This window comes from Pseudalkalibacillus salsuginis, from assembly GCF_021646685.1.
GTDB lineage: Bacteria > Bacillota > Bacilli > Bacillales > Fictibacillaceae > Pseudalkalibacillus > Pseudalkalibacillus salsuginis.
Genome location: NZ_JAKJHW010000002.1, coordinates 787,934 through 811,267, shown reverse-complemented (window position 1 = coordinate 811,267; position 23,334 = coordinate 787,934). Strand labels below are relative to the sequence as shown.

18 protein-coding genes are annotated in these 23,334 nt (G+C 43.7%); 12 read left to right on the top strand and 6 right to left on the bottom strand.

Going from position 1 to position 23,334, the window contains the following annotated elements; all coding sequences use genetic code 11:
• Window positions 1-53: 53 nt before the first annotated feature.
• The 3 genes from thiM to L1611_RS08975 all read left to right on the top strand — a co-directional run bounded on the left by thiM (window position 54) and on the right by L1611_RS08975 (window position 4,122).
• Window positions 54-875, top strand: a complete 822-nt coding sequence (gene thiM / locus L1611_RS08985; protein WP_236312730.1) for a hydroxyethylthiazole kinase — start codon at window positions 54-56, stop codon at window positions 873-875.
• Between the two features lie 377 nt (window positions 876-1,252).
• Window positions 1,253-2,983: an alkaline phosphatase D family protein gene (locus L1611_RS08980; protein ID WP_236312729.1), complete on the top strand. Its 1,731-nt coding sequence runs from the start codon at window positions 1,253-1,255 to the stop codon at window positions 2,981-2,983.
• A gap of 215 nt (window positions 2,984-3,198) precedes the next feature.
• Complete coding sequence (locus tag L1611_RS08975; RefSeq protein ID WP_236312728.1) at window positions 3,199-4,122, top strand: S66 peptidase family protein; 924 nt, start codon at window positions 3,199-3,201, stop codon at window positions 4,120-4,122.
• 70 nt (window positions 4,123-4,192) lie between these two features.
• On the opposite strand, the gene L1611_RS08970 is transcribed toward L1611_RS08975, so the two are convergent.
• The 3 genes from L1611_RS08970 to L1611_RS08960 all read right to left on the bottom strand — a co-directional run bounded on the left by L1611_RS08970 (window position 4,193) and on the right by L1611_RS08960 (window position 7,340).
• Entirely contained in the window at window positions 4,193-5,800 is a 1,608-nt protein-coding gene (locus L1611_RS08970; protein ID WP_236312727.1) for a bifunctional metallophosphatase/5'-nucleotidase, read from the bottom strand.
• A gap of 382 nt (window positions 5,801-6,182) precedes the next feature.
• Window positions 6,183-6,311: an FbpB family small basic protein gene (locus L1611_RS08965; RefSeq protein ID WP_236312726.1), complete on the bottom strand. Its 129-nt coding sequence runs from the start codon at window positions 6,309-6,311 to the stop codon at window positions 6,183-6,185.
• Window positions 6,312-6,398: 87 nt separating this feature from the next.
• Window positions 6,399-7,340: a DMT family transporter gene (locus L1611_RS08960; RefSeq protein WP_407681715.1), complete on the bottom strand. Its 942-nt coding sequence runs from the start codon at window positions 7,338-7,340 to the stop codon at window positions 6,399-6,401.
• A gap of 318 nt (window positions 7,341-7,658) precedes the next feature.
• Here L1611_RS08960 and L1611_RS08955 point away from each other — a divergent pair, with 318 nt between their 5' ends.
• The 6 genes from L1611_RS08955 to L1611_RS08930 all read left to right on the top strand — a co-directional run bounded on the left by L1611_RS08955 (window position 7,659) and on the right by L1611_RS08930 (window position 16,268).
• The gene (locus tag L1611_RS08955; RefSeq protein ID WP_236312724.1) at window positions 7,659-8,834 is read left to right on the top strand and encodes a S8 family peptidase; all 1,176 of its coding nucleotides are present in this window, start codon (window positions 7,659-7,661) and stop codon (window positions 8,832-8,834) included.
• A gap of 738 nt (window positions 8,835-9,572) precedes the next feature.
• Entirely contained in the window at window positions 9,573-9,857 is a 285-nt protein-coding gene (locus tag L1611_RS08950; protein ID WP_236312723.1) for a heterocycloanthracin/sonorensin family bacteriocin, read from the top strand.
• 135 nt (window positions 9,858-9,992) lie between these two features.
• Window positions 9,993-11,897 carry a putative thiazole-containing bacteriocin maturation protein gene (locus tag L1611_RS08945; protein ID WP_236312722.1) on the top strand — a complete coding sequence of 635 codons (1,905 nt, stop codon included), beginning with the start codon at window positions 9,993-9,995 and terminating at the stop codon, window positions 11,895-11,897.
• On the top strand, window positions 11,894-13,840 hold the full coding sequence (locus tag L1611_RS08940) for a TOMM precursor leader peptide-binding protein (RefSeq protein WP_236312721.1): 1,947 nt from the start codon (window positions 11,894-11,896) through the stop codon (window positions 13,838-13,840). The genes L1611_RS08945 and L1611_RS08940 overlap by 4 nt, the downstream gene beginning before the upstream one ends.
• Before the next feature lie 21 nt (window positions 13,841-13,861).
• Window positions 13,862-15,394 carry a SagB family peptide dehydrogenase gene (locus tag L1611_RS08935; RefSeq protein ID WP_236312720.1) on the top strand — a complete coding sequence of 511 codons (1,533 nt, stop codon included), beginning with the start codon at window positions 13,862-13,864 and terminating at the stop codon, window positions 15,392-15,394.
• Window positions 15,395-15,461: 67 nt separating this feature from the next.
• Window positions 15,462-16,268, top strand: coding sequence for an alpha/beta fold hydrolase (locus L1611_RS08930; protein WP_236312719.1), 807 nt, complete (start codon window positions 15,462-15,464; stop codon window positions 16,266-16,268).
• 487 nt (window positions 16,269-16,755) lie between these two features.
• On the opposite strand, the gene L1611_RS08925 is transcribed toward L1611_RS08930, so the two are convergent.
• Complete coding sequence (locus tag L1611_RS08925) at window positions 16,756-18,096, bottom strand: aminotransferase-like domain-containing protein (RefSeq protein WP_236312718.1); 1,341 nt, start codon at window positions 18,094-18,096, stop codon at window positions 16,756-16,758.
• Between the two features lie 141 nt (window positions 18,097-18,237).
• Between L1611_RS08925 and blaOXA the strand changes: the two genes are divergently transcribed.
• A complete protein-coding gene (gene blaOXA, locus L1611_RS08920; protein ID WP_407681714.1) occupies window positions 18,238-19,032 on the top strand; it encodes a class D beta-lactamase in 795 nt (264 codons plus the stop codon).
• Window positions 19,033-19,174: 142 nt separating this feature from the next.
• Here the strand turns inward: blaOXA and L1611_RS08915 are convergent, their stop codons facing one another.
• A complete protein-coding gene (locus L1611_RS08915) occupies window positions 19,175-19,888 on the bottom strand; it encodes an MBL fold metallo-hydrolase (RefSeq protein WP_236312717.1) in 714 nt (237 codons plus the stop codon).
• A gap of 249 nt (window positions 19,889-20,137) precedes the next feature.
• Here L1611_RS08915 and L1611_RS08910 point away from each other — a divergent pair, with 249 nt between their 5' ends.
• Window positions 20,138-20,962, top strand: coding sequence for a BTB/POZ domain-containing protein (locus tag L1611_RS08910; RefSeq protein WP_236312716.1), 825 nt, complete (start codon window positions 20,138-20,140; stop codon window positions 20,960-20,962).
• A 43-nt stretch (window positions 20,963-21,005) separates the two neighbouring features.
• Here L1611_RS08910 and L1611_RS08905 read toward each other — a convergent pair whose 3' ends face one another.
• Window positions 21,006-21,452 (bottom strand): hypothetical protein, encoded by a 447-nt coding sequence (locus L1611_RS08905; RefSeq protein WP_236312715.1) that lies wholly within the window; start codon window positions 21,450-21,452, stop codon window positions 21,006-21,008.
• Window positions 21,453-22,140: 688 nt separating this feature from the next.
• Here L1611_RS08905 and L1611_RS08900 point away from each other — a divergent pair.
• Complete coding sequence (locus L1611_RS08900) at window positions 22,141-23,334, top strand: MFS transporter (protein WP_236312714.1); 1,194 nt, start codon at window positions 22,141-22,143, stop codon at window positions 23,332-23,334.

The window sequence follows — 23,334 nt, the reverse complement described above, 5'->3', positions numbered from 1 at the left end:
GATTAGCCATGGACTAGTTGTGGAAAGTAGACTGATAGAGGAGTTGATAGGAAATGGATAGGAACATTGTTACTTATACTTTGGATAAGGTCAGAAAGGAAAAGCCGCTGGTGCACAATATCACGAATATCGTCGTGACGAACTTTACCGCAAATGGTCTGTTAGCTTTAGGGGTATCACCTGTCATGGCGTATGCGAAAGAGGAAGTTGCAGATATGGCCAAGATTGCAGGAGCGGTTGTTCTCAACATCGGCACATTAGATGAGACTGTGGTCGAGTCGATGATCATCGCCGGGAAGGCAGCGAACGAACATGGCGTCCCCGTCATTCTTGATCCAGTAGGCGCAGGGGCGACACCTTACCGGACAGAGACCGCACAGAAACTTTTAAACGAAATCAAAATTTCGATTTTACGGGGAAATGCTGCAGAAGTGGCCAATGTGATCGGAGAACAGTGGACGATAAAAGGTGTAGATGCTGGGGAAAGGAACCGTGATGTTATCGAACTAACAAGAAGTGCTTCAGAGAAGCTCGGGATTGTAGTAGTAGTTACTGGAGCGGATGACGTCATCTCAGATGGTGATAAGGCTTATGTGGTACGGAACGGTCATTTTATGCTCACGAGAGTCACTGGGACAGGCTGTCTGCTTAGTTCAGTCATCGGGGCTTTTTCGGCAGTGGAAAAAGATATGGTCAAGGCAGCAACCTCGGCTGTAGCAAGCTATGGGGTAGCAGCTGAAATTGCTGCTGAACGAAAGGGAAGTGAAGGGCCAGGGAGCTTCCAGGTCGAATTCCTGAATGCTCTTTCACAGGTTTCTGCTGAGGATATCCAGAAACTTGCTTCGATCGTGGAGCGATCGTTTCATCCGTTTTAATGTCGTACAAAAAATAGGATAGGGACTGGTGTAAGGGAACGGACTCTTTGCTGAAAATGTGTTGTCTGATAATCCGGTGTAATTCTTTTGTAAATAAATGATAAAGGGACTGTATATGGAAAAATTCAGGTGAAGTTGTCGAATGACTCACTAACCTGCAAGAAACATTCCCTATATAATCCCCACTTACTTCCATAATCGATTAAAAATCGAACTCTTTCAATGATGACTGAGACGTTTCAGGCAGTCCAATAGTAGGGATATTTATGAAGCTTGTCGATTTCTTTTTTAAATGAAGTTCATCGGAAATTCATACTGATTTTAATTAACCATCTTATAATCCCAAGTGTACCTATAAACTGAAGGGAGATTTTCTGATGAACCGAAAAGATTTGTTTCAGGATCCTGAAAAATTATTGCATCGGTCGATGAACCGGAAGGATTTTTTGGACAAGGTGAGTAAAATGGCAGTTGTCGGTTTGGGTATGGCACTGACACAGCCCTTGAACAATTTGAGAGTAGAAGCTGCTCCTCAGTTTACAAGTTATCCTTTCACGTTGGGGGTTGCTTCTGGTGATCCGTTATCTGACAGTGTGGTGTTATGGACAAGGCTTGCTCCGGAACCACTGAATGGCGGGGGGATGCCGAATTATAATGTACCGGTCCAATGGGAATTGGCTGAGGATGAAGCTTTCCGAAAAATCGTGCAGCAAGGAACGGAGCTTGCAACCCCTGAACTCGGTCATTCAGTACATGTAGAAGTTGGTGACATGGAAGCGAATAAACAATACTACTACCGCTTTAAAGCAGGTAACGAAATCAGCCCGGTCGGGAAAACCAAAACACTGCCTGCACCGGGACAACCTCTATCCAAACTGACTTTCGCTTTCGCCTCCTGCCAACAGTTCGAACACGGCTACTACACCGCTTACCGCCACATGGCGGAAGAAAAGCTCGATCTGGTTTTCCATCTCGGCGACTATATTTATGAATACGGCCCAAATGAATATATCTCCAAAACAGGTAATGTACGCACCCACAACGGCCCGGAAATCATCACGCTTGATGATTATCGGAACAGGTTGGCCCAATATAAAAGCGACAAAGACTTGATAGCTGCACATGCTGCCTGTCCTTGGATCGTAACATGGGATGACCATGAAGTTGAAAACAACTATGCCGATGAAATTCCTGAAAAAGGACAATCCGTTGAAGAATTCATCCAGCGTCGTATAAATGCTTACCAAGCCTACTATGAACATATGCCGTTGAGAAAATCATCCATCCCTCAAGGTCCGGATATGAACCTGTATCGTCGGTTTACATACGGTGATCTGGTTGAATTCAATGTGCTTGATACCAGGCAATACCGTGATGATCAAGCGAATGACGATGGAATAAAACCTCCAAGTGAAGAATCGATGGACCCGAATCGTACATTGACTGGTGAAGACCAGGAAAGATGGTTGCTTGAAGGGCTCGGCAGGTCGCAAGCCAGGTGGAATGTGTTGGCCCAGCAGGTTTTCTTCAATCAATTGAACTTTAATACTGCAGATGCACCTAAATACAATATGGATGCCTGGGATGGATATGCGGCTAACCGTGAACGTATCATTGATTTTATCAGTGAAAACCAGGTCGGAAATTTTGTCGTTTTGACCGGTGACGTACATGCTAATTGGGCTGGGGATATCAAAAAGGACTATAATGCCCCTGACTCAGCAACTCTTGGCTCTGAATTTGTCGGAACCTCCATCACCTCTGGCGGGGACGGAGCTGATAAACGGAAAGATACAGCCCAATTCCTGGCTGAGAATCCACATATCAAATTTTTCAATGATCACCGAGGTTACGTACGTTGCACGATAACGCCTCAAAAGTGGACAGCTGATTACCGTGTTGTACCATATGTCAGCCAACCTGGTGCACCGGTTGCTACCCGGGCTGTTTTCGAAATCAAGCACAATGAACCTGGCTTGAAACTGAAGGTTGATCAACCATTGTCCAATACGAAAAAACAATCTGCTGAAGTTGAAGGCGACCGGATTGAAGCCCAGGAAAAAGCCCATGAAAAACAAGTGAATAAAATCAAAATTGGAAATCGGTAGAATGAAGAGTGGACTAGCTTTTTCTAAAAGGCTAGTTCATTTTTTTATGCAAAGCAGAATGATCTAAAAATAAGCACTGAAACGGCAAAAATAAAAAATGATCTACAACACGGAAAATGGAATATAAGTAGGCACTTCTCAAAAACTCCGCCATAAAATGATAGGAGTTAGTTCATTTCTTCCGTGTTTGGAAGGGTGACTTTGGAGGTGGACCTATGGTGATGAAACCGCGGATGTTGAGAAGAGGGGACACGATTGGAGTGGTTACCCTTGGAAGTCCATTAGCAAGAGAAGTGATCGATGCCAGGATCAGTACGTTAAGAAACATGGGGTTCAATGTCATCGTCGGTAATCATGTTTACGATGTTGACGGCTTTCTTGCCGGCTCCCCGCAAGAGCGGGCATCCGATTTGATGAGCATGTTCCAGAACCCGCAAGTGAAAATGATTTTACCAACACGGGGTGGAGTCGGTGTAGCAGGCATCCTTCCGTATCTCGATTATAATCTTATCAAACAGAATCCTAAGATTGTTACAGGATATAGTGATATCACTGTCCTGCTGAATGTCCTATACCAGTTTGCAGATCTATTAACCTTTCATAGCTTGATGCTGATTGATTTCACGCCGGAAACTCCACCGTATAATATCAACCAGTTCTATACTATGACCTCGACTTTTTCACCAGTACGGCAAATAACGAACCCCCCTGGCATGCAATTGGTGGGAAGGGTTCCTGGCATTGTATCGGGAAGGATCGTCGGTGGGAACCTTACAGCTTTTGTCGGCTTGCTCGGAACACCGGCTGAAATCGATACGAGGGGTAAAATCCTTTTCTTGGAAGACACGCATGAACCGGTCAATACCGTATACCGTTATCTTGAACACTTACGATTGGCAGGGAAATTCGATGACTGTACTGGCATCATTATGGGTGAATGTACTGAATGTCCGGTAGCGTATGGGAAGACATACGAAGATCTGATCAATGACTTCCTGGTACCACTCGGGAAGCCGCTTATGACCAATCTCGCTTCTGGCCATGGGATGTTTAAAGCTGCAATTCCGATCGGGGCTAAGGTGCTTATGGACACGATCAACCGTACATTGACCGTCGTAGAACCGACAGTCATGCCTTGAGTGGAACGCAAAAACTTCCTGGAAATGAAAAAGTGCCTGTCCCAAAGAAATGGGAAACAGACACTCGTATTTATTCTTTTACTTGAATGCGATCTGTAACGGGAGCTTCAATAGGATTGCCCTGATTTTCCACATAGTCAATCATTGCATCTAAGGTAAGAGGTCCTGTTTCCTGGTTAGCTCCTTGTTTCAATATCGTAAAACCGTCCCCGCCAGTAGCAATATAATTATTGACGGTTACTGTATATTGTTTTTGCGGATCGACCGGATTTCCTTCTGAATCTGTGATTTCAAGAACTTTTGCACCCTCGGGAGCAGACTTGTCCCACGTATATTTCAAGCCGGAAATTTGGAGGATTCGTTTGGTTTCACCATTCCATTGCTGTTCTAATAATTTCTTGATTTGATCACCAGTCAATGTCATTTTCACAAGGTTGTTGCCAAATGGGAGCATTGTATACAACTCGCCCCATGTGGTTTCTCCTTGATCGAGGTCGGATCGTATACCGCCAGGGTTCATGAAAGCAAAGTCCGTTTCCATAGCGGCACGTTGGGAATCAGCTACTAGATTTCCGAGTGGTGATTCACCGCTTTCATCTGATTTCCTTGTAATGGGCTCTGATGTTTGACCGATTATCTCGTTGATCAGTGGTCCGACTTCTTCTTTATAGTGATCGACCATTCCTTTCACTTTTGCATCCGGAGTAATGCTGTCATGGTAAGTGGTCACGATTTCAGCCTGCTTTTTAACAATGTCTTTCGTTGTCGGATCGATCATCAAATCGACATCTGAAAAAGCCGTGCCATAAGAATAAGACTGGACAATCAATTTACCGTCAACTAGAGCATTGGAATAAGCATGGTTGTGGCCGCCGAAAATGACATCAACTTCATCATCGATCTCAGGGGCTAGTTCTGCCAATTCCCCAGAAGGATTTGTCCCGTCCGTGTTCGAGGATGCTGGCACATGTCCAAGTACAACGATGGATTTTACACCCTTTTCTTTTAATTCTTCAGCAGCCTCATTGATCGCTTCACCTTCATCTGTGAATTCCACATTTTCAATTCCACTTGGAAGGACGATGTTTTCCGTATCGGTAGTGACGACTCCGATGAAACCGATCTGTATTCCATTTACCCTTTCAATGACATAAGGAGGGAGAATCGGTTCCCCGGTAATCTTATCTTTGACATTAGCGACAGTATACGGGAAGTCAGCTCCTTCAAAATCTCCGGTAACCTCATGGGAACCGCCATTGATCAGTCTCTTCATTTCATCGACGCCTTCATCGAATTCATGATTACCGACTGTACCGACATCAAAACCGATTTCATTCAAAATTTCGATCGTAGGTTCGTCCTGAAGAAGGGAAGATACAGGAGAACTTGCACCAACAACATCACCAGCATGGACAAGCAAAGTATTTTTATTGTCTTTCTCATGCTTTTTTATGTAAGCTGCCAAGTATTCAGCTCCACCAGCTTTCCGTCCATTGATATTTTGATAAACATCGATCTGACCGTGAAAGTCATTGATACCTAAAAGCTGTACGGGAATATACTTGTTTTCTTCACTAGGGCCTAAAGGCTTTTTTTCTGGAGTGCCGGCGAATACAGATGTACAAGCCAACGAAAACGATAATAGGAAAGCGGGTATTATTTTTCTGAAATCTATCATTCTTTTAACCTCCTTATCACTTATTAAGATTAGCAAGCAAATTTTAATAGAAGGTTCAACTTCTATTACAGAAGTGTAAAAAATGATAGGCCAAAAAATTTGGCAGCAAGGCCGTTGATTATAGGTGTTGAGCAGAGCAGAATGGGAGGAAACAATCAGGGGAGGAATATAATGGGATCTAGTATGAGCATTGAAGAGTGGAGCCCCTCCGAAAGAAACAGGTCAAGAAGTCCAACCCAGAACTGATGAAATACGCATTGTATTATTTTCCGAATTGGGATGCTGCTCTCGACAGTGTAAGGTCTGATATGACATGCTAATTTATAAAACGTATACAAAAAAGGAGCTGCCTCGTACTCGTGGCCAGCCCCTTTTTACGTTTCTAGGATGTCTTGTTCAATTGCTTCTTCTCAAGCTTTATCTCGATCTTTTCCATCTCTTGTGGATTATTGATCAAGTTGTTTCTATTTTCTATGACTAGTTGTTTAAATGAGGTTTTACGCTTACGCATTGTCATCAACTCCTTCAATGCTATTGTACCACCTATTCCTTTTTAATAATCATGATAATTTTTAAAATTATGTGACAATTCATTCAATCATGAAAGGTCACTTTGTTTTTCTTTTATTTTCCGCACTTGATAATAGTTTCTATGTTCTAACACACCTGTCCCCAAAACAACTCCTGAAACGATGAATATGAATCCGAAGAGCTGGGCGGCCGCAATCGTTTCGTCTAGAAATAGATACGATCCAGTCAACGAGAAGAACGGTGTAAGATTGATGAAGATAGCCGTTTCACCTGCACCTAGCTGATGGATGGCACGATTATAAAACATATGGCCGATTCCAGTCGCTAAGATGGCAGATGAAGCGAACACAGCCCAGATCCAAGGCTTACCTGTCGTCAGGCTTTCAAGACCTTGAGGTTCAACTTTCAGGCTGATAAGGAACAAGAAGGCGGCCCCTATGATTTGCATCCAAAATGTGATGAGTCTCGCATCCATCGTTTCCGTCGCTTTTTTGATATAGATGAAACTGACAGCCTGAGCGAGCACACAAAGGAAAATATAAAAATCCCCTCGAGAGATGCTTGAAAGTTCTCCTGCACCATTCAATACGATAAAAGAAACCCCGATAAAGCCGAGGAATATACCGATGAACCTTAAGAGCGTCAACCGATCACCAAGGAACACGATCGCGAGGAGAGAAGTCATCAACGGAACCAGGGCGATGATAAGACCCGTATTCGAAGCTGTTGTCATCGTCAGGCCCATCGAGAGAAAGTAGTGATGACCAGTAATCCCTGTCAAAGAGCCGATCGTAACATAGACAAGCTGCTGACGTGTCATTTTGCGGAATTCCTTTTTGGAAGCTAAAAAAATCAGGACCACGATCCCAGCCGTCAATATACGGAAAGCGGTTATTGTGACCGGTTCAAAGTACTCGACGACCAGTTTGATGGCTATGACATTGAATCCCCAGATCATCATAAGCAAGAGTAATAGGATATAGGTTGCTGGTTTAGACAAAGCCCTCATCTCTTTCCTGTCTGTTCGAATGATAAGTGTATGTTACTCCTATCAAAACAGGTAGTCAAAAGAAATGTTTCGGGGTACGAATCAACACATTCTCCTTTTAATTTCAGAAAAAGAATATACTCCCTGTTTTGTAGTCAGAAAATGACGGTTTACTCGTGGGTGGGAATAGTCATTTCTACTCAAAGATTAAGATGTTGATTTCTTCATGTAGGAGGATATCATTATTTCAGAATAACTTTAAAGGAATAGGCAGATTTCTGTAGAATCCACTCGCTATACCTTACAACTTTATAGGTCAATACATATGGGAGTGATTCTATGTTAAAGCGTTTCGTGGCTTTTGCGGCATCCATATCCCTTGTCGCATCCATGGCAATACCAGTGTCTGCTGAAGGTTCTGGTGAAAAAGCACCTTCTTTTACCTCTAATACTGAGCAGTCAGCACCACAAGAGATTATCGTCCATACGAAAGACTCAAGTATCACTTCAGTCGCAAAGAAAGTCATCTCTGGAATTGATGGTGAAATCGTTGATGCTACCGATGAGTTTTTCGTTGTAAAAGTAAATGGCAATGTCTCAGAAGCAGTCGAGGCACTCGAAGCTCTTGATGCTGTAACGTTTGCTGAACCAAACGTCGAACTCCATGCAAGCTATATACCTGACGATCCTGCCTATCATTCGCTCCAATATGCCCCACAAAAAGTCGGTGCAGAAGAAGCCTGGGATGTTACCCTGAGCGATCCATCGGTTAAGATTGCCGTCATAGATACTGGAGTTGACTACAATCATCCAGATTTGGACGGAAAAGTACTGCAAGGCTATGATTTCGTGGATGATGATAACGATGCGATCGATGAGAATGAACATGGCACTCATGTTGCCGGGATTGCAGCAGCGAATACGGATAATGGTGAGGGGATTGCCGGAATGGCACCTAAAGCCTCTATTCTCCCAGTACGTGTGCTGGATGCGGATGGCAGCGGTACGATGGATGACGTCGCACAAGGTATCCGCTATGCTGCCGATCAGGGTGCTCAAGTGATCAACCTGAGCCTTGGCGGAAAAATCGGATCCAAGACGTTGGAAGCAGCCGTCAACTATGCATGGGAACAAGGCTCTGTCGTAGTGGCTGCTGCTGGGAACGAAAGTACACCGCTTCCCAGCTATCCGGCATATTACGAAAACGCCATAGCGGTAGCAGCGACTGATGAAAATGATGCGATTGCTTACTTCTCCAACTACGGATTATGGGTGGATATCGCAGCTCCTGGTGTCGACATCCATTCAACGATTCCAAACGGTGGGTATGCCACCTATTCAGGTACATCGATGGCTTCACCCCTCGTAGCAGGTGTAGCAGGTTTGCTTGCAGCCCAGGGTAAAAGCGCCGAACAAATCCGTACAGCCCTTGAGGAAACAGCAGTTGAGGTGACTGGTACATGCATACTTTTCCAAAATGGACGGGTAAACGCAGCAAACGCTGTAACACAATAAGCAAGTTAATGGTGGCTCAAAACCCCATGCTTTACAAAAAATAGAGGACACCAGATACCTTATTGGATGAAATTCAGAGTTTAACGACGAAATTGAGGAGTTTAACGACGGAAAAACTACTTTTAACGACGTTAACTGTACATTTATCGGGGAAACTAAAAATCAGCCTCCTTTTACCAAAATAGCGGTATAGATGTCCACTCTTTTTGTCACAAATGAGGGTAAATTGTCCTGTAAATCCTGAGGATAGGACCGCATGTTTCAGAAAAAACATAAGAACGATAAACCCTTGGAGATTTTCATTTTCTCCTTGGATTTTTCTTAAAGGATAAGAGAGTATAAAAAATTTTCTTGCGGTGAAGAAATATCTAGCTCCAACGCCCAACCACTCGGATCACTTCAGTCCTCCTGCGGCGGTCGACACATTGATTTAGGTCGAAATGTTTACCCACGCAGAACCGAACTTTGTTTGGTTCGAGCCTCCCCGTCGGACTTCCAGTGACCTTCGTGGCTGATCTGGGTGTTGGAGCTTTTATAAGGGCTTTAGGTCGGAAGTCCAAAATCTAATCGTAGAGCCATCAATTGTCCTTATCTTCCTGAAAATCTTTATTAAATAGAGACAGGTTGATCAGTAACAACGCCCACCCCTCCATCATACTGTGTTGAAGAGAGTAAAAGCTCAATCTCTTGTTTTTATTTTACACTCAACTCCAGTAATGAAGGATAGGGGGAAAGGCAATGAAAGAGTTCCGACAAGATCTTCAAGGGCTGGACATTGGCGATTATAATGCGAATGACTTTGTCCCGAGTGATTATTATGAAGAGTACGAAGATGAGTCACGCTTGTGTGTATTCGTAGGCCCTTGTTTCGGGCCATGCTTTGGTTCTTGCTTTGGTCCGTGTGGCAGGTGTTTCGGTCCATGCGGAAGATGCTTCGGCCCGTGCAGCAGATGTTTCGGCCATTGTGGTGGAAGATGTGGTGGCAGATGCGGTGGCAGATGCGGTGGTCCGTGCGGCGGCTGATAATTGGTCAACGTTTAAGAAGAATCCCAGTTTCAACGCTGGGGTTCTTTTCGTCTATCAAGCATATAAGACAAATTGACCTACATAAACTCATATGAAGCATTCAGAACAGCTCTCGGGTAAAGGAGGAGCGGAATGATGAGATTAAGCCCTTCGATGCGTATGAAAATGAACAGGGATACTTTCTTTCTGCCTGATCCAAAAGGCAGTGTGTATTTCAGGAACAACGCGGGTTCGTTTCAGATGGAAGGTAAGTCAATCGATCAGTGGGTAGAAAAATTGCTGCCGATGTACAACGGTGATTTTACATTGGAACAGATGACGGAAGGATTGCCCGGGCCATACAGGGATCGGGTTTTTGAGATTACAGAAACCTTGTACAAGAATGGATTCTTACGGGATTTGAGTCAAGACAGCCCTCATCAATTGGAAGAGGAAATCTTGAAAAAGTATGCTCATCAAATCGAGTTTCTGAACAGTTTCAGAGGCTCAGGGGCTTATCGTTTCCAGGAATACCGGAAAGCAAAAGTTCTTGCAATCGGTTCCGGACCAATCTTCCATTCATTGGTTTCGTCATTGCTTGAGTCCGGGTTGCCGAAATTCCACCTTTTGATCACTGATACGATGCAGACGAATCGAAAGCGATTGTCCGAACTGGTAACGCATGCACGGAAAACAGATCCCGACGTAGCGATCCAAATCATCTCTCAGGCAGAGAGCGGGAACTCCTGGAACGATGTCATCGAGCCCTTTGATTGTATATTGTACGTCTCCCAACAGGGCGAATTGGAGGAACTGCGTACAGTTGAATCCGCTTGTCAAAAAGGGAGAAAGATGTTCATCCCCGCTGTATTTATAGAGGGACTTGGTGTTGCTGGTCCAGTCATCCAACCTGGTTCAGAAGGATGTTGGTCGTCTGTATGGCAAAGCATCCACAAAACCGTATTTGAAAAAGAACGGGTATCAGAGTCCTATTCCACTACTGCTGGAGCGATGCTCACCAATCTATGTTCCTTTGAAATGTTCAAAAGCCTGACAGATGTTGCTGGTAGGGACCGCCTGCAATTCTACCTGCTGGATCCTTATACTCTGGAAGGAAAGTGGCATACTTTTATACCGAAACCGCGTAAGCTTGAACCTGTTAAATGGTTGGAGGAAGAACAGTTATTGGAAGGGTCGAAAGGAAAACCGGGTAATTTGTTCATGGCTCTCACCCAAATGACTTCTGATGTTTCAGGGGTCTTCCATCGCTGGGAGGAAGGTGATTTAAATCAAATCCCGTTGTCACAATGTGAAATCCAGGTAATTGATCCCCGCTCAGACGGCCCGGCTGAACTTTTACCAGCCGAAATTTGCGGCGGCCTCACTCATGAAGAGGCCCGGCGGGAGGCAGGATTGATCGGTTTAGAGACCTATGGCGAAAGGTTATTGGAGGAATTACAGCAGCCGAGTGATTCTGACACATTGATCGGAATTGGAGCAGGAGAAACGAATTCGGAGGGTGTGTACCGTGGCCTGCAAAAATGTCTTCTTAAGGAGCTGCGGACCCAAGCAGAGAATCATCAGTTCCCGGTTATCCCGGTCCATGTAAAGGCGATCAAGGATGACCATTGCAGCTTTCTTTTACAGTCCTTGAAAACGATGGGAAAAGAACCGGGAATCTTTGCTGGAAGAGAAGTGGCTGGTTTTCCAGTCATATGGATTGAGGTAAGAGACCGTTGGTACGGAAGTGTCGGTCTAGATCGTACGACTGCCCTCCGCAATGTACTTAAACATGCAGTCATGAAAGGGCAGAACAAACAAACCAATATCCATACGTTGGTGATTGAACATCCTTCCATCGCTGTGAATGAAAAGAATCTGGCAGAGTTTGAGGTTGTGCAGTCAGATGTGGATGAAAGTCTTCAGGATGCAAAGGAGGTATTAAGTAAAAGCAGGAGAACGCTCAATGTATTTGCGTTACCGATGGAACCATTGCTGAAAAAAGAACAGGCGGTCTTACTCGGTGTCATGCTAAGGAAGGAGGCCCCATTACTGTGAGGGACATAGTGCTGGTAGTTGGATACGGCATGCTCGTTGACAAAGTCTGTGAAAGGCTGGATATAGATTTTAAAGTCATACGTCGTGCCTCAATCGAAGAAGATATACCGGAAATGACCGAATTGGTCCTCGTTCTCCACGATACATGGGTCCCCTCTGTACATCAGCAGGCAGAAAATGTGTTCCGGCATCTGCGTATTCCATGGTTGAGAGGGTTCCTTTCATTCGGGGAAGGTGTGATCGGCCCACTCGTCCAACCCGATAAGGAAGGATGCTCTTATTGTGCTGACACCAGATTATTGGTTGCTGGTCGTGAGACACCGGAGATGTGGGGGTTGAGGGAACAAAGGATGGCACACGAAGACAGTCTCTCCCCAGATCCCTGGTCCTCTAATACAGGCCTCTTACAGCTTGCTTACCTGATTGCAGGGGAAGCGAAAAAGGCGCTCGAGGGAGACGACCCACAATCTGCCGATCACATTTATTTGATGAACATGAAAACATTGGAGGGATCATGGCGCTTTATCTTGCCAGAAGCCGTGTGTCCGGTTTGCAGCAATCTCCCGGAGGATGCTGAACAAAGTGCACGTATTACACTGAAGCCTAGTCCGAAAGTGAGTCCGGGCAGTTTCCGAACAAGGTCGATGGATGATCTGGAGAAGGTTTTGGAACACGATTACCTCAATACCCGGACAGGGATAACGAATCATAAGATGTATGATTCTGTGACGGTGTTCGCCGATGTCATCGTGAACCTCCCGCTTTTCAGCAGAAGTGAGGGGACAGGTGGGAGGACGTATTCCTATAAGCTGAGTGAAATGACAGGGATTTTAGAAGCATTGGAACGATCCTGTGGAATCGGTGCCCGCGGGAAGAGGACCGTGGTTTTTGACAGTTATCGGCATCTTGGACACCATGCGTTGGATCCGTTGGAGGTCGGGGTTCATGAGGATGAACATTATGACAAGCCAGATTTCCCTTACCAGAAGTTCAATCCTGATCGAAAAATGAACTGGGTATGGGGCCATTCGTTTTTACAAGACCGCCAGATCCTTGTTCCTGAACGGCTTGCCTATTACAGTTTGGGATGCGGGGATGGGTTCGTCTATGAAACATCGAATGGGTGCGCGCTCGGTGGTAGTCTTGAGGAAGCGGTCTTTCATGGGATCATGGAAGTTATCGAGCGTGATGCCTTCCTGATGACCTGGTATGCCCAGCTGAATCTTCCACGTCTGGACCCTTATTCTGCTGACGACAAGGAATTGCACTTGATGATCGGACGGATGAAGGAAATCGGCGGGTACGACTTTCACCTGTATAATGCCACGATGGAGCATGGGATCCCGAGTGTTTGGGCGCTGGTCAAAAACCGGAAGCAAAAAGGGATGAACCTCCTCTGTGCAGCGGGTGCCCACCTTGATCCGATAAGAGCGGTGAAGAGTGCGGTTTACGAACTGGCAGGAATGGTGATGTCGCTTGAAGATAAATTCGAGTCCCATAAAAGTAACTATGTGAAATTGTATCAGGATTCTTCGCAAGTTAATACGATGGATGATCACGGCATGCTTTATGGATTGAAAGAGGCTGAAGGAAGGCTCCAGTTTTTACTCGATGAAGATCGCCAGGTACAGTCATTTGCTGAAGCCTTCCACTGGGAAACCCATCACCGTGATCTGACAGAAGACCTGAAGAAAGTCCTAGACGCATTCAAGAATTTGGGGCTTGATGTGATCGTTGTGGATCAGACGACAGCTGAAATTAGGCGGAATGGATTGCATTGCGTAAAAGTATTGATCCCAGGCATGCTGCCGATGACTTTCGGTCATGACCTTACCCGGGTGAAAGGGCTGAAACGCGTTCTAACCGTACCAGCAGAGCTCGGCTATTATGATCGACCGCTGACGTACGACCAGCTTAATCCACATCCACATCCATTCCCATGACCAGCGAAAGGAGGGTGAAGGGTGAACCTTGATGAGTTTCTCCATAATCTCCATTATGACATCGATCAGGTGAAACCTCCGGATTTTGAGATCGATTGGGAGGATGCACCCTTGCCGTATAAACTTTATCGGGATCTGCCAACTATCCCTCTTTCTACCCAACTTCCATTGAAAGCGTCTGGCAGGAAACCAATGGCTTCACTCGAAACGATCGGCACTTTCCTCTGGCACGCTTATGGAATTACCCAATTCTCGGAGTCGATCTACATGGACTCGCCAGACCTTCTGCAACAGTTGCGACGCTTCGTTCCCTCGGGAGGAGGATTGTATCCGAACGAAGTGTACGTCTATTTAAAAGTAGAAGGGTTGGCGGATGGCGTCTATCATTATGATGCGGCCCATCACAGGCTTGGAATGCTCAGGGAAGGCAGTTTCGACAGCTATCTTACTCAAGCGCTCGGTTGGCGTTGTAACATTGAAAATTGTTTCGGAGCGGTTTTCGTGACGACGATGTTCTGGAAAAACTTTTTCAAGTACAATCATTTCGCCTATCGATTACAAGGGCTCGATGCTGGTGCGTTAATCGGCCAGATCCTTGAATTGGGGAAACGCTTCGGGTATTCATCCTATGTGTTTTTCCAGTTTCTCGACCGTGCCGTCAACCACCTGCTTGGATTGAAAGAGGAAGAGGAAAGTATCTATGCTGTCATCCCGCTATCCCATAAACCGGAATTCGGGTTGTTGTCGGGAGGAAAGGGTGACATTTCAGCTGATAGACTGATCAATCTCATGCCGGAATTGGAAACTGACTATTTCATCCGTTCGAAAAATATCCTGGATTATCCGATGATTACGAAAATGAATGAAGCAGCGATGTTCGACTCGATAGGATGCTTTTCTCCGAACAAAACCACGGAAACTGTAAAAGAAGAGGGGGAAACCATCTTTCTGCCCCAACACGACCGCCTAGAATACGATTTTACGACCGTTTGCCGGAAACGTTACTCGCCTGATATGGACTTTGCCATGAAAAAGGTGACTCAACGGGAATTATCAATCCTCCTGCAAGAGGTCGCAAAAAACTTTATCAACCAGAACGATTTGGGTGATTCTGGCGACAAGATCGAACTATATGGCTGTTTTTACAATGTTGAAGATATTCCGGATGGGGCATATCGCTACAATTCCTCAGCTCACTCTCTAGAGCTGATCCGGTCGGGCGATTTACGCCTTCGCTTGCAGTCAGGGATGACCGCCCATAACGTGAACCTCTATCAAGTACCGATTTGCCTGCATATCGTCGGTTCAGTAGATCATTTGAAAGAGGACTTGGGTTATCGAGGCTACCGTATCCAACAGATGAAAGCCGGAATGCTCATTCAGCGCTTACTCTTAGCAGCCTCTGCACTCGATATGGGAGGACATCCATTACTCGGATTCGATGTGGCAATGTCCGATACTTTATATGGATTCGAAGGGAAAAAATCGAGTCTTATCCAGATCCCGATTGGAACCCACCAACCACGCCCCTGGCTGAAAGGGATATTGATTTGAACGCATATTTGACCAGCTTGGACTAATAGAATGGAATGATGGAATTTAAAATGAAGGGGGTTACTTGATGCCATATATCAGTGTAGAAGAAGATCAGGTGGAATTGTACTATGAAGATGTGGGGGAAGGGGTACCAGTCCTATTCATCCATGGGGTGTGGATGAGCAGCCGCTTCTTCAAGAATCAAACCGAGCACTTCAGGAAGGATCACCGTATCATCCTTTTGGATATGCGGGGGCACGGTCAATCGGCGAAAGTACACCATGGCCATACTGTGGCGAATTATGCGAGGGATCTGCACAGTTTCATTGAAAAAATGGAGCTGAAGAATGTTGTCCTTGTCGGCTGGTCGATGGGAGCATTCGTCGTATGGGATTATTTGCAGCAGTTCGGTGATGACAATGTCAAAGGAACGGTCATTGTCGATGAATTGGCCTCCGACTTCAAGTGGGAAGATTTTCCGAGTGGTACTTTCGATTTCCCGACATTGATCCATCTGATGCGGGAAGTGCAGAATAATCGGGTAGGCTTCCTGACCGAGTTCATACCGCTCATGTTCAAGGAAGAGCTTGATCCAAAAGATTTCAATTGGATGCTGGAGGAAACTACGAAGCTTCCGGAGTCTGTCGCAAGTGCAATCCTGTTCGATCAGACGGTGGTCGATTATCGCGATCAGTTTAAAAACATCAAGGTGCCGACCCTGCTCTGTTTCGGGAGAGCGGAAAAACTGATTCCTGTCGAAGCAGGTGTGTTTTTGAATGAACACATCGAAAATTCCCATCTGGTCGTATTCGAAGACAGCTGTCACTGTCCATTCCTAGAGGAAGCTGAAGTGTTCAACGAGGTCGTAACAGAGTTCGTACAATCATTATAAAAGGATAAGGGGCTGTCCCATTAGTGTCTGACTCTCACCGTCCCTAGCAACATTTTGAGAAAAAGTGTGTTTTTGAAACAAAATGTTGTGTGGTGGTGTCTGACACTATTGTTTTGGGACAGCCCTACTTTTATGGTTTAAGTACAAAATGCTGGTTCATTAATGTACAGGGCCGTGCAATTCCTTGCCCGGTAATTCTATTATCTAAGGAGCTGTGCAATTTTTTGAAAATGATGCAATGCATTTTTGAAATAGTGCAATTAATTTTAAAACAGAGCAATTGTTTTTGAAAACGGTGCAATCGTCTCCGAAAACGGTGCAATTAAGAGGTCTGCACGTTCCAATAGATGAAAAAAATCGGTCTCTCACCGATTTTAACGATCATAAAAGTGAAAAACGATTGGATGGCAGTCTTTTTTAGCAAAAAACTTCAACTTGTACGCTGTTTCTGTCTCTACATCTCGACCACCGCTTTTGATGTAACTTATCACACAAAAATCTCGCGAATACCTTTTCCTATTTTTTCAACACCGATTTTTATTTTGGCATCGGGTACTTGCGATACGCTCAGCCGGATCCGGTTTTCCTTCCGATAGTCTGGCAGATACATATTCGTCGCGTCTTGGACGAGGACATTCTTTTTCTTCAAATGATCGACAAGGTGCCTTGCCTTTAATCGTCCTGGCACCTTAATCGTTGAATAAAAACCGGAGTCTCCTCCTGTAAATTCAGCTTCGGGTGGAAGGTACTGAAGATAGGACTGCTTAAGGATAGTACCCTTTTTCTTATATTGCTTTCTAAGTTTATCGATATGCGACATGAACATCCCGCTCTGCAAATAAATTTCTAGGGCCCCCTGGGTGAGGACTGGGGTATGGACATCTGCCGCAAATTTGGCTTTGGTAAAGCTTTCAAGCAGCGCCTCTGGCAACACCGCTAATCCTAACCTTAGACCTGGCAACAGCACTTTGGAGAAGCTTTTTGTATAGATGATCCTGCCGGATGGATCATAGGCAAACATCGGGTCTGCCTTTCTCCGTGTGTCCAGGTCTCCCATATAATCGTCTTCAATGATATATACGTCATATTTCTGGGCCAGCTCCACGATTTTTCGTTTTTCCTCGTTCGAATAGCTGTAACCTGTTGGATTCTGAAATCGTGATACGGTGTAAAAAAATTTGATGTTTCCTTCCTTGAAGGTTTCCTCTAGATGGTCCAAGTCGATCCCGCTGTTGGTCATTTCAATTCCAATTGCTTTCAAACCACGAGTGGATAAGGATTCGATAAAGCTGAAATGTGTCGGCTGTTCAACACAGATTTCAGCTTTTCCGTTTGGAAAGGGAAGAGAAACAAGGAGATCAAGTGCTTGTTGTGATCCTGAAACAATACAAATCCTCTCTGGAGGAGTAAAAACCTGGAGATCCTGCAGCTGTTTTGAAAGCTGGTGGCGCAGTGAGGTCAACCCTAAAGGCTCCGAGTAATGAAACATTTCCTCCTTGTAAAGGTCGATCGCTTGATTCATGCAATGTTGATAATCCCGATAAGGCATCTTGCTGGGGTCAGGACCTGCAGAGCAGAAATCGATCAATCCTTGTACGATGTCACCATCTGTCTTATTCCTGCCGACAAGGAAATAACCGCTTTTTGGGACAGAGTAAATCCTGTGTCCTTTTTCTAGTTCATTATAGGCTTTGATGACCGAATTGATACTGCATTGAAGCTCTTTCGAAAAAGCACGGACCGAGGGAAGTCGTGAACCGGGTTTCAGGCGGCCATCCCCCATCCTGACCTCGATTTCCTTTATGATTTGTTCATATTTCGTAGACAATCAGGATCCTCCCCTTTCGATCTGTATGGGTACAGATCGAAAAAATGAACCTTTTAGACATAAATCATGTTACGTATAGTTAATGATATCACAAGCTTGTTGATCATTGAGAAATACCTATCAAAAGAAGGAGGATGTAAAATGAAGATGTTGAGGACTGCCGCCTTACTTGTATTTTCTGCTTTGTTTGTATTTATGGGATTGGGTACAGTAACAGGTGCCGAGCACCAAAAGCCGAAGGACTTGGAAATCGGGGAGTTTTTTAATGATAAAGAAGGGACAATGGTATTGAAAAATCTCCAGAACGATCAGGTGTATGTATACAATAAAGAGAGAAGCATGGAAAGCTTCACACCTGAATCCACTTTTAAAGTTCCGAATGCATTGATCGGATTGGAAACCTTGGCGGTCAGGGATGAATATGAAGTAAAACGCTGGGATGGGGTCACCAGGCAATTTGCAGATTGGAATAGAGATCATACTTTAGCTTCAGGTATGAGACATTCGGTTATCTGGTATTATCAAGACATGGCACGTGATATTGGTGAAGAACAAATGCAGAGTCATGTTGATCTTATACAGTATGGAAACCAGGATATAAGCGGTGGAATTGATTCTTTTTGGCTGGACAGCAGCATGGAAATCTCAGCTTTGGAACAAGCGGATTTTATTGAAAAGCTGGTGGAGGAAGAGCTTCCTTTTGAAGAAAGACATCAAAAAACCGTTAAACGTATGATGATCCAGGATGAGCAGGATGAATATACCCTCTATGGGAAAACAGGGACAAGGCTGTCAGACTTTGGTCTTGGATGGTTTGTCGGGTTTGTCGAGACAGGAAATACGACATGGGTTTATGCAGTTAACATTGATGGCAGCGGAACCCAAGCGAAAAATATTACACTAGAGACTCTAAAAAAGAAGAACATAATTAACTAGAAAAAAGCAATCAGACGCGTTTCCATATAACGCGTCCCTTTTAATATCCTGCCAATTACTATACATTTCTTTTAACAGCCTGGACTGCATCTATAAGAGTTTTAAGGATTATCTAGGTTTGATCCTGGTTTTGACACCGTAATTATTTGCTCACTCTATTGTTTTTTGCGGAAATAATTGCTTCTTTGATTTGATTCGATGGGTTATGAAGCATTCTTCCGTGTCCTACCATTAGAACACTAGGGTCGTAGTCTAAAAGCTTTTCTGCTGATCGTATGGCTATATCTTTATCCCATGTAGCTAATGCAGGAAAAGGGAAGGACCAACGTATATCTCCTGAAACCGCTAATCCGCCTTTGGTTTGAAATGCATCACCTGCTATCAGGGTGTTGCTTCGTGTATCCAAAAAAGACATCATTCCAGGAGTGTGTCCTGGAGAGTGAATTGCTAGTAAAGAGCCGATCCGGTCTCCATCTTCTAGTAAAGTATCTGGTTTTGTCTTCACATTTTTCGGGATTCCACCTCTAATAGATTTAAAGCCTTCTCCTTCTTCAAGTGAAACATCCCCAGCCAAAATTTTTTCCTCTCGTTTTGGTAAAAGAACCTCTGCATTGGGGATCTGCTCTTTTAGTTCATCAAGTGCTCCAACATGATCACTATGGGCATGGGTTAATACTATCTTCTGAATTGGTTTACCGATCGACTCAGCTGTTTTAATAATTCCATTTTTACAGAACGGCATTCCTGTATCCACGATGGTGATGTAATACTCTTCCTCAACAAGATAGCAATTAATAGGGAATAAACGTGGCATGAAAGCTAACTGATATACTTCATTCTCTTTGATTACCTTCATTTTCTTTCCTCCAATAAACGAATGGCGTTAGCTTTATTTTAGCTCATACAATTCCTTTTTTATTAAAATTTGGAAAATTAATTTCTTGAAATAGGCTAATCAGTAAGTCCTTATAAAATAACTGGACATTTAGGAGTGTGTAAGATTGCCGGTTTATTCGGATTGAGTGGGTGAAATTGCAACTATTAACTGTTTGTCCTTTCGTTTATACTTTAAATATCCTTTGTAAACTACTGGAAGTGTTTAATAATGTTTAATCATTTAAAATCAGATTGCAAGAATTGCTTTGGGTTGTGCTGTGTTGCATTGCCTTATGCGGAATCAGCAGATTTTCCATTCAACAAAGATGGTGGAGAACCTTGCCGACATTTGTGTTCAAATAATTTGTGTTCTATACATGATCAATTGAGGGGAAGAGGCTTTCATGGTTGTGTATCTTATGAGTGCTTCGGTGCAGGTCAGCATGTTTCACAGTCTATTTATAAAGGTGAAGACTGGCGTGAGGATCTTGAACATGCTGAAGAGATGTTTACCGTATTTCCTCTTGTGCAACAACTTTTTGAAATGCTCTGGTATCTCAAACAAGCGCTTACCTTAAAAGAAACTCAATCGTTTCATGCAGGTCTTCAAAAAATGTACGAAGAAACCGTTGAACTAACCGAAAAAAAGCCAAAAGAGATTTTGGAAATAGATATTGTCGCACATAGAAACTGTGTCAACGATCTATTAAAAGCGACAAGTAAAGTGTACCGAGCTGATATCGTTAAAAAAGGTAAAAAGAAGAGAATAAAGAAAGGTTTAGACTACATTGGCGCAAATTTAAAAGGGCTAAATTTACAAGGTGAAGACTTTCGCGGAAAACTGATGATAGCAGCAAATTTAAGCCAGAGTGATTTGAGAAAGGCAGATTTTATTGGGGCTGATCTTAGAGGTGCAGATTTGAGAGGTGCTGACCTGACAAAGGCTCTTTTTCTTACACAATCGCAAATCAATTCAGCAACCGGGAACACTAATACTAGAATTCCAGGTCATCTGGATAAGCCAAGCCATTGGTTGAACAAAAAAATTTCTTAATCTGAAATTTGAGACCTCCCATTAGGGAAATGACAATAAAGTATCAATCATATCGAAACGATTTAGCGAGTTCTTCTATCTGGTGTCTTTCCAAAGCAGGGGTGGTTGAAGTCAATAGATACGAATGTTCATCATCGACTGGAAAGAGAAAATGAAAACGTTGGGTAACTTCCATGCTCTTGACATGCTCTAACACAAATCGGGTATTGTTATAGTACCAGTCTGATTTAATTTCATCGCCATGAAGTCCCCCTTCAAAATCAGGGATGATTTCAGTATCAAATTCTTCTGTCTTGATGTATTGAAGGGTGGCGACTTCTTTGTCATTTTTTTGAAGGGACCATCCGTTTTTTTCGTCCATGGTAATCTTTTCATAGATATCATCTTCCGTTTCAAATGTAAACATGCCACTTTCCTCGGACATCGTAGTCCCGCATCCGCTAAGGATAACAAGAAAAGCGATCATGCTTATTACAAAAAGACCTCTCATAGTATCCACCTTCCTGTTAAAATTCCCTTATAATAGCCTATTCTAACAAAAATAGGAAATACCTTTATATGAATTAAAAAGAGCTTCGTATTGGCGAACTTGTACGATTAAATGAAATGCCCACCAGTTTTTCATCCATCGCTTTCAATCCTTCATCCATCACTTCCGATTCTTTCTTTGTATTCCTATGCACAGTCTCCTTATGACCACATGATAGAGTTTGCACTCAACAAGCACGAAAAGAAGATGTTAGGTATCTTTACAAACAAAGAAAGATGTAAAGTTAAAAGTAAAAACCATGTTAGATATTCTTACATCATTATGTTCGTAACAGAAAAAATATGAAATACTTTTATCCAATACTTCGACAGCTTAACTAAAGCGAGAAGCTGAGGGGGAAAAATATATTTAGTTAGTAATCGATCTAACCAGATGATTAAAACCCAAGCATTATTGTCTGCGAAGCAATAGTTTACGGCCAATGGCCTGAAAAAAAACAGGTCGACAATTATGCTTTAACAATTTAAAGCGTTCATTGAACAAATGTCTTTCATTCTTTTGATGGATAGGAGGGAATACAATGATCCGAAAAACGAGGGATATTGGTGTACTAAGCTTTTTGATTTTAGCCATTCAAGTCTGGTTCCAGAGATTTTAATTCAACCGTAAGAGGAGGCATTCATTCATAGTGAAGGACCAAAAAGCTGCTTTATGGATTTCAACCATCGCAATGATACTATCGTTTACTGTTTGGTCGTTGATTGCCCAGGCTGCGCCCATGATACAGAGCATGTACCACTTAAGCGATACGAAACTCAGCCTGCTTATCGCGATACCTGTCCTTTTAGGTTCAGTGATGCGGATTCCACTAGGTATTGCCGCTGACCGTTTTGGCGGGAGGAAGGTCTATACGTTGACAATGCTTACTCTGATCCTTCCTTTAATAGGGGCAGGGTTCTCAACATCCTTTGAAATGCTGTTATTTTGGGCTTTTTTGATAGGACTAGGCGGGGCTACATTTGCGATTGCCGTTACTTACGTTTCTCAATGGTATTCATCGAAAAGCCAGGGGTATGTATTAGGGATTGTAGGATTAGGGAATATCGGAACTGCTGTTTCAGCCTTCACTGTCCCTACTGTGGTTTCGAAGTTCGGCTTATCATGGACTTTTTGGGGAGGTGCCCTATTAATGGGCTTGATGAGCATCATTTTTTGGCTGTGTACAAAAGAGGCACCTCTTACCCATAAAAAAACAACAGTGAAAGAACAGTTATCTGTTATGAAATATCAATCGCTATGGATATTATCTCTATTCTACTTTCTTACCTTTGGAGGGTTCGTAGCGTTCAGTCTTTATTTACCAACATTATTAAAAGGACTTTACGACGTTTCTTTAATCGACGTAGGGGTAAAAACCGCAGGATTTGTGGTGGTTGCTACATTCGTAAGACCTTTAGGAGGATACCTTGCTGATCGTTTTGGAGCTATAAAGCTATTAACGATTCTGTTTATCGGTATGGTAGGTACTTCGATTTTGATTCCTTTCGCAGTAGGAAATTTTATAGTATTCAGCATGGGATTCTTATTGATGGGTGCTTTTCTGGGAGCAGGAAATGGTGCAGTATTTAAACTTGTTCCCGATGTTGCACCTGGACAAACAGGAGCATCATCCGGAATCATTGGCGCAATCGGGGGGATCGGAGGGTTCGTCTTGCCATTGATTCTTGGATTCACAAAAGAGCTGACAGGGAGTTACACACTGGGATTCGGGCTTTTTTCGATCAATGCCATCATATGTCTGGTGGGATTAAAACATATGATCAGAGATGGAGAAACAAGTAAACAGAAGAAAAATGTCAAAGCTCTACCATCTATTCACTAA